Annotated in this window: 17 protein-coding genes; 15 read left to right on the forward strand and 2 right to left on the reverse strand. The window is 65.7% G+C overall.

Translation table 11 applies throughout. The features are described 5' to 3' along the window. Window positions 1-54: 54 nt before the first annotated feature. Window positions 55-267: a hypothetical protein gene (locus tag QMO14_RS17060; protein WP_301508563.1), complete on the forward strand. Its 213-nt coding sequence runs from the start codon at window positions 55-57 to the stop codon at window positions 265-267. Here QMO14_RS17060 and QMO14_RS17065 read toward each other — a convergent pair. Continuing rightward, the gene (locus QMO14_RS17065; RefSeq protein WP_301508564.1) at window positions 230-646 is read right to left on the reverse strand and encodes a hypothetical protein; all 417 of its coding nucleotides are present in this window, start codon (window positions 644-646) and stop codon (window positions 230-232) included. The two genes, QMO14_RS17060 and QMO14_RS17065, sit on opposite strands and share 38 nt — an antisense overlap. A 1-nt stretch (window position 647) precedes the next feature. Further along, a complete protein-coding gene (locus tag QMO14_RS17070) occupies window positions 648-890 on the reverse strand; it encodes a DNA-binding transcriptional regulator (protein ID WP_301508565.1) in 243 nt (80 codons plus the stop codon). Between the two features lie 83 nt (window positions 891-973). Here QMO14_RS17070 and QMO14_RS17075 point away from each other — a divergent pair, with 83 nt between their 5' ends. The 14 genes from QMO14_RS17075 to QMO14_RS17140 all read left to right on the forward strand — a co-directional run bounded on the left by QMO14_RS17075 (window position 974) and on the right by QMO14_RS17140 (window position 8,935). Then, window positions 974-1,690, forward strand: coding sequence for a S24 family peptidase (locus tag QMO14_RS17075; RefSeq protein ID WP_301508566.1), 717 nt, complete (start codon window positions 974-976; stop codon window positions 1,688-1,690). After that, window positions 1,687-2,088 carry a surface-adhesin E family protein gene (locus tag QMO14_RS17080; protein ID WP_301508567.1) on the forward strand — a complete coding sequence of 134 codons (402 nt, stop codon included), beginning with the start codon at window positions 1,687-1,689 and terminating at the stop codon, window positions 2,086-2,088. Before QMO14_RS17075 ends, QMO14_RS17080 begins: the two co-directional genes overlap by 4 nt. Window positions 2,089-2,466: 378 nt before the next feature. After that, window positions 2,467-2,724 (forward strand): hypothetical protein, encoded by a 258-nt coding sequence (locus tag QMO14_RS17085; RefSeq protein WP_301508569.1) that lies wholly within the window; start codon window positions 2,467-2,469, stop codon window positions 2,722-2,724. A 327-nt stretch (window positions 2,725-3,051) separates the two neighbouring features. Then, complete coding sequence (locus QMO14_RS17090; RefSeq protein ID WP_301508571.1) at window positions 3,052-3,372, forward strand: hypothetical protein; 321 nt, start codon at window positions 3,052-3,054, stop codon at window positions 3,370-3,372. Continuing rightward, entirely contained in the window at window positions 3,372-3,584 is a 213-nt protein-coding gene (locus QMO14_RS17095; protein ID WP_301508573.1) for a hypothetical protein, read from the forward strand. The genes QMO14_RS17090 and QMO14_RS17095 overlap by 1 nt, the downstream gene beginning before the upstream one ends. Before the next feature lie 23 nt (window positions 3,585-3,607). Next, a complete protein-coding gene (locus QMO14_RS17100) occupies window positions 3,608-3,925 on the forward strand; it encodes a hypothetical protein (RefSeq protein WP_301508575.1) in 318 nt (105 codons plus the stop codon). Beyond that, window positions 3,922-4,191: a hypothetical protein gene (locus QMO14_RS17105; protein WP_301508577.1), complete on the forward strand. Its 270-nt coding sequence runs from the start codon at window positions 3,922-3,924 to the stop codon at window positions 4,189-4,191. Before QMO14_RS17100 ends, QMO14_RS17105 begins: the two co-directional genes overlap by 4 nt. Continuing rightward, the gene (locus tag QMO14_RS17110) at window positions 4,188-4,514 is read left to right on the forward strand and encodes a hypothetical protein (protein ID WP_301508579.1); all 327 of its coding nucleotides are present in this window, start codon (window positions 4,188-4,190) and stop codon (window positions 4,512-4,514) included. The genes QMO14_RS17105 and QMO14_RS17110 overlap by 4 nt, the downstream gene beginning before the upstream one ends. A gap of 88 nt (window positions 4,515-4,602) precedes the next feature. Further along, complete coding sequence (locus QMO14_RS17115) at window positions 4,603-5,064, forward strand: zinc-finger-containing protein (RefSeq protein WP_301508582.1); 462 nt, start codon at window positions 4,603-4,605, stop codon at window positions 5,062-5,064. A gap of 112 nt (window positions 5,065-5,176) precedes the next feature. Continuing rightward, a complete protein-coding gene (locus tag QMO14_RS17120; RefSeq protein ID WP_301508584.1) occupies window positions 5,177-5,350 on the forward strand; it encodes a hypothetical protein in 174 nt (57 codons plus the stop codon). After that, complete coding sequence (locus tag QMO14_RS17125) at window positions 5,347-5,526, forward strand: hypothetical protein (protein ID WP_301508586.1); 180 nt, start codon at window positions 5,347-5,349, stop codon at window positions 5,524-5,526. Before QMO14_RS17120 ends, QMO14_RS17125 begins: the two co-directional genes overlap by 4 nt. Window positions 5,527-5,538: 12 nt before the next feature. After that, window positions 5,539-6,366, forward strand: a complete 828-nt coding sequence (locus QMO14_RS17130; protein ID WP_301508588.1) for a PD-(D/E)XK nuclease family protein — start codon at window positions 5,539-5,541, stop codon at window positions 6,364-6,366. Between the two features lie 23 nt (window positions 6,367-6,389). Then, window positions 6,390-7,640, forward strand: coding sequence for a hypothetical protein (locus QMO14_RS17135; RefSeq protein ID WP_301508590.1), 1,251 nt, complete (start codon window positions 6,390-6,392; stop codon window positions 7,638-7,640). 11 nt (window positions 7,641-7,651) lie between these two features. Next, complete coding sequence (locus tag QMO14_RS17140; protein WP_301508592.1) at window positions 7,652-8,935, forward strand: AAA family ATPase; 1,284 nt, start codon at window positions 7,652-7,654, stop codon at window positions 8,933-8,935. The last annotated feature ends 11 nt before the right edge of the window (window positions 8,936-8,946 follow it).

Below are 8,946 nucleotides of genomic sequence, written 5' to 3' on the forward strand. Positions count from 1 at the left end.
CCGCTCGCGGGGTAGAGTCCGGTCACCACAACACGGACCCCGCGAGGGGCGAACATGAAAACCTTCAGCATCGACATCGAAGCGGTAAGTGCAGCCTCGTACGAAGCGGGAATGACGCGGGTCATTACCCAGGTGACGGTGAGAGCCGGCGAGCCTTCCCCGGAGGGCTTCAGCGACCTGCACATGTCGGAGAAGACGATGCGACGGCTGCACGAGATATTCGGCAAGATCATTCGCAACCTCGACGAGCATTCGGCGACCAGATAGCCCGAAGCACTGAGGCTTCGTCGCTGCTCAGAGAGAGCGCCACATGCCCAACCTCCAAGCATGCGGCACCGCCGGCAAGCCAGGTCAACGTGATGGGGCGCGCGGCACCACCAGCAGGTGCCAGCGGCTTCTTCGGGGTGCTTTGGGTCGCGGGCTCCGGCTCGGGTGGCTCGCGGAATCCGGCGGCGCGCGCGATCGCATCCGACGCAGCTCCACGGGCGTCGAAACTGCCGTTGAGCACAGCGACGCTCTCGGCCCATTTCGAATTGATGAGGTGCGCCGTCCGCGCCGTGGCGTACATCGCATGGATGGCCGACCCGAGGCGCTTCGCCCGGATCAGCGCCGGCGTGCGCGGGCCCTTCTTCTTGGTGCTGCGCATGTCAGGCGGCCTTCGGGGTGGCGTCGGTTGGAAGGACCGGCAGATCCGCGTTGCCGTAGATGTGGTCGAAGGTGATCGACCGTCCGCGGCTCTCCGCATAGACGATCAAGGCCTTGGCGTTCGGGGGCGGTACGGTTTGACCCTTCTCGTATGCGGCGATGTTGCTTTGCGAGCATCCGATCCCCTTGGCCAGTTCAGCCTGGGTGACACCGAGCCATTCGCGAATTGCTTTGATGGGATTCATGGGCTCAAAGTATCAGCGCCGCTGATTCTCTTGTCAATCAGCGGCGCTGATTTCAAGGTAACAGCGTCGCTGATCCTTGGTGCATGAGTGCAGACAAGGAAAAGGACCCCAGAAAGGCGCAGGTCACGGAAGAACATCGTGCTGAGGCGCGCGCATTGAAGGCGATCTGGGATCGCGTCAAGCCTTCTAGCCAGGGTGAGTTCGGAAAGGAATTTGGGATTGGCGGTCAAAGTGCCGTGGCCAACTTCCTGACGGGTCAGTCAGCCCTGAGCCTGAAGGCAGCCGTTGGTTTCGCCAATGGGCTCGGCTGCAAGATCCGCGACTTCAGCAAACGCCTCGCGGTTGAGGCGCACCGCACCGCTGATGCCGCCGGCCTAGTCAGCGACGAAGACAGCTACCTCATCCCCCGACTTGACGTCTTAGTTGGTGCTGGAGATGGGCGTATCACGAGTTCAGAGGACGAAATCGGAGGGCTTTCTTTCCGACGCGACTTTCTTCGTGAATGCGGTATCTACACGCCGCACGAGGGGGTCATCGTGAACGTCAGGGGCGAGAGCATGGGCGACACCATTGCCGATGGAGCTGTCATCCTTATCAACAAGAAGGTCAAGTCCCCCGAGCACAGGAAGATCTTCGTCTTCGTCAAGGACGAGGGGCCCGTAGTGAAACGGGTGATCCATGAGGGTGATCGTTGGATCGCCCGTTCCGACAACGAGAACAAGCGTCGCTACCCAGACTTCCCGTTCGAGGCCGGTCAAACGCTCGTTGGGAAGGCAGTCTGGATGGGCACCAAACTATGAAGACCGGCGGCTATCTTGCAATGGTGCTGACGCTCGCCACCGCAGTCGGGGCCTTCGCTCAGTCGCCATGGGTGGAGTTCGCGAGTAACGATGGCAGTACGGCCTACTTCGATCAAACCTCAATCAGACCAGACCTGACGCGCGAGGTTGCCTATTTCGCGTGGTGGCGCTCTGATCTGCGCTCACCATCCGTCGTCGACGGCAAGGCCTACAAGTCCCATTTGGCCAACTATCGGGTGGATTGCATGAGACGCACACTGCAGCAACAAGAGATATTTTTTCTCTCGGCATCTGAAACGCAGGTCGCACGCGACGGAGGCTCTGCTGAAGCCCTTCCCATGGCCGACACGCTCGGCGAAACTTTTGTGAAGGTCGTCTGTGCACGCGCCGGCAGGTAGAGCGGCACTCTTCTCGCTGCTGGCATTGCTGGCGGTCGGGGCCCACGCCCAAGACTGCCAGCGCGCCACGCGAAACTATGAGGTGTCGCGGAACTCGATGCGCCCTGATCAAGCCATGGTTGAGCGCGCCTGGCAGGAAATGCAAGCTGTCTGCGGCGCGTCGCCAGCGGCTGCGCCGCAGCCCACCTATCAGCCTGCTCCCGCACCGCGCCGCGGGCCTGGTCAACTCGTGAACTGCGACGCGGCCGGATGCTGGGGAGCGCAGAACGGCGTGCGATACAACCTTGTCGCCGGCGGCAATCTGCAGGGAACGGACGGTTCGTTCTGCACCCGCGGCGCGGGAAACACGTTCCACTGCAACTGACCTACAGAGGCTCGATGACCGAAGAAGACGAACAGAATTTCCGTTCCGATGTGTGGACCCTTGGCGTCGAGAACCAGATCCTGCACTCCCTGATCGGCGCGCTCTTTGCCGTGCACCCGCAGAAAGCTCTGGTGCTCGCCAACTTCAGGGAGCAGGTCGATGCCCTGTGCCGTCACGCCCCCGTCGGGACCGACCCCGAGCATCTTGTCGAGCTGCGCGCGCGAGCGGCGCAGCACGAACTCGCGTTACGCAAGATAGACCCCATCGAATAGCCGCGACTGCGGCCGTGCGCTCTTCTGCGGTCATCGCCGCGAACTCCTCTTCTGTCGGTGCCGGTTCGAATACTGTGCGCATCTACGTCCTTTCTCGTCCGTGATCGTCTATGAGCCTCAAGCGTAAGCGCGCGTGCGCACCGGCCTGAACCCTGCTGGGGGCTCCAGCACCAGCCCGACTAGCGCGGGCTTTTTTTTGCGTGCCTGTCTGCGGGTCAGACAATATCAGCGGCACTGTTACAAAATAGTCCGGAAAATAATCAGCGCCGCTGATTGACAGAAGAATCAGCGGCGCTGATACTGCAGCTCATCAAACAGGAGATGGGCATGCAGAGCAAAGCAAGAAAGCGGGACTGGAGCGCCGGCGCGACCGTCAAGGTCGGCTTCCTGACCCTCACGGTCATCGCCAAAATTCCGACGCCGGGTGACTTCAAGCCCGACGCCTACGTGCTGGCCAGCGCCACGAAGGGCACGTTCTACGAGTTCGTGCCGCACAACGGCCTGAACAAGATCGACGCCGAAGAGGCCCGCGAGCTGATCGCCGAGGGCAAGCGCATCGCCGAGCAGCGCGCCGCTGCCGCAGTTGCGAAGGCTTCGGCCTCCGCCGCGCACGCCGCCGTGGTCGCCAAGATGCTCGAGGTGGCGTGATGAGCCGCTTCACGCAATCCAACCTGTCGCGTCGGCGTGATGCCCGCCGCGAGCGCGCCGAGGGCAAGCGCCACCCGGAGACGGTCTTCCAGCCGACCGAAGAGCAGGCACTGGAGAACGATCGTGCGCTGAATGCGGCGAAGGCCTCGCCCGAGTACTTCGCTCCTTCGGACCTCTACATGCTGTCGCAGCAGAACCGAGGTGTGCTGTGAAGGCCCCGCGTACGGCCGCTTCCATGAGCGAGCGCGAGCTGGTCTCGCTGGCGGCTCAAGCCATAGGCCTTGCCATCGAGTGGCAAGACTGCGAGGTGCCGCGCGCCCTCTATCAGCCGACGAACGGCAGCCTGCGCGAATGGCGCCCACTCCACGACGACGGCGATGCGTTGCGCCTGGCCATTGCGCTGGCCGAGCGCATCTGCAATGTGGTCTGCATCTCCATCGGGCTCGGCCGCAGCGGGTGCGAATTCACCTTCGTGGGTGGCCCCGACCAAGGGGTGAACACGCGCCGCTCGATCGTCGAGGCGGCTGCAAAGGCCTCTGGAGGTGCGTCGTGACCCGCCGCAGCGTCAGCCAGCACCTGGACAAGGTGCTCCGCGCGCAGAAGGCAGCGCCGGTCGCCTTCGAGCTGCCGCACTTCCTCTTCGATGATCTGGGCGCACTGCCGCAGTTCGGCGAGCACCAGCTCTGCGTCGTGCCCTTCGAAGGCCACCTCGCGGACCTGAAGATGATCGAGTGGCGCGAGGTCCTGGCCGAGTTGCTGCGCGACGACGGCGCCGACCTCGTCGACACCTCCGATCTGCAGCTGGAGCCGCTTTCGTGAGCGCCGCGATCAACACCGGCGGCCCGGCCTTTCCGGTCAGCGACATGCAGAGCGCGCATGCGACAGCCATGGCGGCCTCTGTGGGCATCGAGGACGCCACCGCGCGCGAGCGCGCCTACATCCTCGCCCGCGCTGAGGCCGTGATCGGCATGACCATGCGCGATTACTTTGCAGCGCAAGCCAGCGAGCAGGACGTGCAGGCCGCGCTGGAAGACCTCGGCCAGACGGGCGCCCTCTACTTCGCAAAGACCTCAATGGAGCGTCACGCGATCGCGCGCTACGCGCACGCCGACGCCATGCTGAAGGTGAGGGCCGCATCGTGAAGACCAGCACCGTCTTCGCCGTCGTGGGCGTCACGGTCGCGCTGCTCGGCGTGGCGATCTACCTCATCTTGAAGGACGGGGGTGTCATTTGACCCGCGCCGCCATTCCCCCGCGCACGGCACCAGTGACGCCGTGGAACCCCTCGCGCGGCGCCGTGGCGCGCGTGAAGAACCCGCTTCCGATGCCGGACAAGTGCCCGAACTGCGGCGCTCCGGTCTTCATCGGGTCGAACGCCCGCATCTACGGCCGCGAGTTCGGCAAGTGGCCGTGGGCGCTGATGTGCACCGGCTGCGATTCGTATGTCGGCCTCCACCCTTTCACGGGCATCCCGCTTGGCACGCTGGCCACGCCGCCCATGCGCCGCGCCCGCAGCGAGGCGAAGGACGCCTTCAACCCGCTGTGGCAAGGCGGCGCGATGACGCGCAGCGAGGCCTATGCCTGGCTGGCCGGCGCGCTCGGCATCGCCAACGTCGAGGAATGCCACATCGGCTGGTTCGATGTCGCGCAGTGCGCCGCAGTTGTGGCCGCCGTGAAAGCGAGGGCGCCGTGATCGCCGCGCTCGAAACCGTTGCCGGCTACGTGCTGGCCTTCCTCATCACCCTCGGCCTGGTCTGGTGCCTCGACCGCTGGGTTTTCTTCAACGGCCAACCAGGACTGTTCTCATGATCTTCGCGCCCACGAACCCCGACAAGATCGCCTCGCAACAGCTGTACGAAGCGCGCCGCATGCTCCTGGAGCACCGCGCCGCCGCCGAGTACCACGACACGATGGCTCGCATGTACGAGGCCCGCATCGCGCGTCTCAGCGCCGAGCAGCCGCAGAAGGTGACGCCGTGAGCCGCGCGCCGCACTACTTCCCCGACGACACGCCCGATCCCGTGGCCGAGTCCTGGGACTCCATCACCGAACTGCTGCAGCTGGTGCGGGCGTGGATCGCCTTCTCCGTGGTCTGCGCCGTTCTGGCGGTCGCCATCGCCTTCTCGTTCCCCACCTTTTTCACCCTCTTCCGCTGAAAGCCAACGAACATGGAATCCACCACCCAGCCCCTCGCCGTTGTCCGCGCCAGTTCCTGGCCCACGCTCTTCGACTGCTCGTACAAGTGGTACTGGCAGAACATCATGGGCCTTCGCAGCCCGTCGGGCGGCGCCGCCCATCTCGGCACCGCCGTGCACGCTGGCACCGCGGTCTACGACCAGGCCATCCTCGACGGCAAGTTCATCAGCGTAGGCGAGGCGGTCGACGCGGCACGGGAGTCTCTGCAGAGCCCAGAAGACGAGGTTGCCTGGGATGAGAACCTCTCCCCCTCCGATGCCGACAGCTTCGCGGTGAAGCTGACGACGAAGTATTGCCTCGACATCGCGCCGACACGCACCTACACCGCGGTCGAACTGAAGTGCACGGCGCTCGACATCGGAACCGCGCACGGCGTCGTCCGCGTCACCGGCACCACCGACCGCATCCGCCTGACCGAAGACGGCCGCAAGGGTGCCTCCGACCTGAAGACCGGAGGCCGCGCCACCGAGAAGACCGAGGCCGGCACCCGGCGTGCTGTCACCAAGGGCCACCACATCCAGCTCGGCATCTACACCCTGATGGCCGAGCAGGCCTCGGGAGAGCGGATGGAAGCCCCCGCCGAAATCATCGGCCTGCAGACCACCAAGGACACGCCCTGCGCCACCGGCGAACTCGCCGACGTGAAGACACCGCTGCTGGGCGACGGCAAGTTTCCGGGCCTCATCGAGATCGCCGCCGGGATGCTGAAGAGCGGGGTCTTCCCGCCGAACCCGAAGTCGAACCTGTGCTCGCGCAAGTTCTGCCCGGCCTACGCCGCGCACTGCAAATACCACGACTGATCACCACTCCCAGAAGGAAAGCCATGTCTGCAACTGCAACCGCAGCGGCTCCGGCCGCGAACACCGCCACCATCCAGCAGCTGCGCCAGCACCAGGTTGCGGCCGCTCAGGAGCCCGCCGATCAGGTCGTGGATCTGTTTTCGTCGCGCGGCTTCGCGCTGGCACAGCGCATCGCGCAAGCGTTCTCCACGTCGAACGCCGTGCCCGTCGCCTTTCGACAGTGGGTCGAGAAGAAGCTGCCGGGCGGCGGCATCGAGTATGTGGAGAACACAAACGCCTTGGGCAATTGCCTTGTAGCGATCGAGACCGCCCGCGCTGTCGGCATGAGCATCACAGCGGTGATGCAGAACGCMAACGTGATCGAGGGCCGGCTCACGTGGTCGGGCCAGTACAAGATCGCAGCGATCAACGCCAGCAAGCGCTTCACGCCCCTGCGCTTCGATGTCGTCAACAAGGGTGTCATCAAGGCCACCTACAAGGAAAAGCAGGGCTGGAACCGCGAGAACCGGCGCTTCGACTTCAAGGACATCACGGTCGAGATCGAGAACCTCGAGTGCGTGGCCTGGGCCCTGCCGGGGAACATGGCGTTCCCGCCGAACGTGCGCACGCTGGCCGACGCGAAGGCCCTGAAGCTGCCGGTGATCGAGTCGGCGCCCGTCAGCATGAAGCTCGCGGTCGAGGAAGGCTGGTACGGCAAGGCCGGCTCGAAGTGGCAGACCGAGATGAAGCACCTGATGCTTCAGTACCGGGCCGGCAGCTTCTTCGGGAACATCCACGCGCCCGACATCGTGATGGGCATGGGCCGCACGACCGAGGAGATGCAGGACGCCGTCGTGATCGACCTCGACCAGGACTCCGTGCGTGTCACCAGCACCGAGGACCTCCGCAGCGTCGCCGCTAGCGCGGCCGCCGAGGTCACGCAGAAGAACGGTATCGATCCGGAGCAGGAAGAGACCGCAGCTGCACCTGCAGCGGCCGAAGCCACCGAGGCAGGGGCCGCCACCAGCAGCGCCACCCCCGCGGACGCAAAGGCCAGCGGCCTTGACGTCGATGCCTTCGCAGAGAAGCTGAGCGCCAGCAAGGACCAGGACAGCCTGGATGCCGCGATGGACAGCCTGCGCGCGCTCAATCCCACCGAGGAGCAGCGTGCCGTGCTCTCCGATGTCTACCAACGCCGCGCCGCCGAGCTCGACACCCCGGCCAGCGCGCCGCCGGCGCCGGCCGCCGCGCCCACCAGCCGCCGCGCCCGCGGCACCACCCCCTCCATCGACTGAGCCCCACCACCATGAAGATCACCCACATCACGGCCGAGAACTTCCTCGGCGTCCGCCGCGCCGATGTCGCGCTGGACAGGCCCATCACCCTCTTCGGCGGCAGCAACTACGCCGGCAAGAGCAGCCTGCAGGAAGCGATCCGCATGGCGCTGACCGGAGAGGCCGTGCGCGTCGGCCTGAAGAAGGAATACGGCGCCCTGGTCAACGAGGGCCAGAAGGTCGCCTTCGCCGAGGTCGCGATCGCTGGCAGCGGCCCCGAGGTCGAAACCGCGAGCATCGTGCTGCCCGCTGGCAAGGCCTCGCAGTCCAAGGGCTTCACGGTGCCCGCAGCACTGCCGTACGTGCTCGACGCTCAGCGCTTCAGCAGCATGGACGACAAGGCCCGGCGCACGTTCCTGTTCGGCCTCATGGGCATCAGGATCACGCCCGACACGGTGTCCCAGCGCCTGATCGACAAGGGCCACGACAAGGCGCGGGTCGATCGCGTTGCCCCGATGCTGCGCGCCGGCTTCGAGGCGGCGTGCACCGAAGCCAAGGCGAAGGCGACCGAAGCGAAAGGCTCCTGGCGCGCATTGACCGGCGAAACCTACGGCGCCGTGAAGGCCGCGAGCTGGAAGGCGCCAGAGGTGGAGACCGACCCGAAGGCGCTGACCACGGCCCGGCAGCGCCTCGCCGAGATCGACTCGAAGATCGCCAGTAGCCATCAGGCGCTGGGCGCCCTGCAGGCCGACGTGCGGGCGCATACCACGCGGGCGGCGCGCATCGAAGCACTGCGCGAGCCCGCCGATCGGCTCGAGCGCGTGACCACCAAGCTGGCCGCCGACGAAAAGGAACTCGCCGACTGGGAAGCGCGCGTGCGGGAAACGGAGGCCAAGGCTGCCGGCGCCGCACCGACGCAACCGATGACCTGCCCGCATTGCAGCGGCCATGTGGAACTCGTCGGCAAGGAACTGCGAGCCTACGAAGCGCCCGCCGGCGTGCGCGACGAGGAAGCGGCCGCGGCGCTGCCCGCGGTGGTGCGCTCCCGCGACCTGCTGCGTTCCGCCGTAGCCAACGACAAGCGCGACCTCGAAGCCGCACGCGCCGCATCGGCAGAGCTCAAGGCCCTCACCGAAGGCGATCAGCCCACAGCACCGAAGCAGTCCGACCTCGATGCGGCTTCGCAGGCCCTGGCGGCGCTGAAGCAGAAGCGCATGGGCGATGTCCTGGCCTGGATCGCGCTGGGCACTCCGTGCCTGGTGTGCGTCTGGTATGGCTGGTGCAGGCGGGCGGCAGACAAGGCCAGCGAGTCCTAGTTTTCCCTGAG

Origin of the sequence: Variovorax sp. CAN15 (assembly GCF_030462475.1) — a bacterium.
Taxonomy (GTDB): domain Bacteria; phylum Pseudomonadota; class Gammaproteobacteria; order Burkholderiales; family Burkholderiaceae_C; genus Variovorax.

Bases quoted from the DNA above. Each gene is read 5' to 3' on its own strand.
- QMO14_RS17120 (WP_301508584.1), top strand. From the start codon at position 5,177: ATGATCTTCGCGCCCACGAACCCCGACAAGATCGCCTCGCAACAGCTG.
- QMO14_RS17070 (WP_301508565.1), bottom strand. From the start codon at position 890: ATGAATCCCATCAAAGCAATTCGCGAATGGCTCGGTGTCACCCAGGCT.
- QMO14_RS17095 (WP_301508573.1), top strand. From the start codon at position 3,372: ATGAGCCGCTTCACGCAATCCAACCTGTCGCGTCGGCGTGATGCCCGC.
- QMO14_RS17100 (WP_301508575.1), top strand. From the start codon at position 3,608: ATGAGCGAGCGCGAGCTGGTCTCGCTGGCGGCTCAAGCCATAGGCCTT.
- QMO14_RS17085 (WP_301508569.1), top strand. From the start codon at position 2,467: ATGACCGAAGAAGACGAACAGAATTTCCGTTCCGATGTGTGGACCCTT.
- QMO14_RS17140 (WP_301508592.1), top strand. From the start codon at position 7,652: ATGAAGATCACCCACATCACGGCCGAGAACTTCCTCGGCGTCCGCCGC.
- QMO14_RS17060 (WP_301508563.1), top strand. From the start codon at position 55: ATGAAAACCTTCAGCATCGACATCGAAGCGGTAAGTGCAGCCTCGTAC.
- QMO14_RS17090 (WP_301508571.1), top strand. From the start codon at position 3,052: ATGCAGAGCAAAGCAAGAAAGCGGGACTGGAGCGCCGGCGCGACCGTC.
- QMO14_RS17065 (WP_301508564.1), bottom strand. From the start codon at position 646: ATGCGCAGCACCAAGAAGAAGGGCCCGCGCACGCCGGCGCTGATCCGG.
- QMO14_RS17075 (WP_301508566.1), top strand. From the start codon at position 974: ATGAGTGCAGACAAGGAAAAGGACCCCAGAAAGGCGCAGGTCACGGAA.
- QMO14_RS17130 (WP_301508588.1), top strand. From the start codon at position 5,539: ATGGAATCCACCACCCAGCCCCTCGCCGTTGTCCGCGCCAGTTCCTGG.
- QMO14_RS17080 (WP_301508567.1), top strand. From the start codon at position 1,687: ATGAAGACCGGCGGCTATCTTGCAATGGTGCTGACGCTCGCCACCGCA.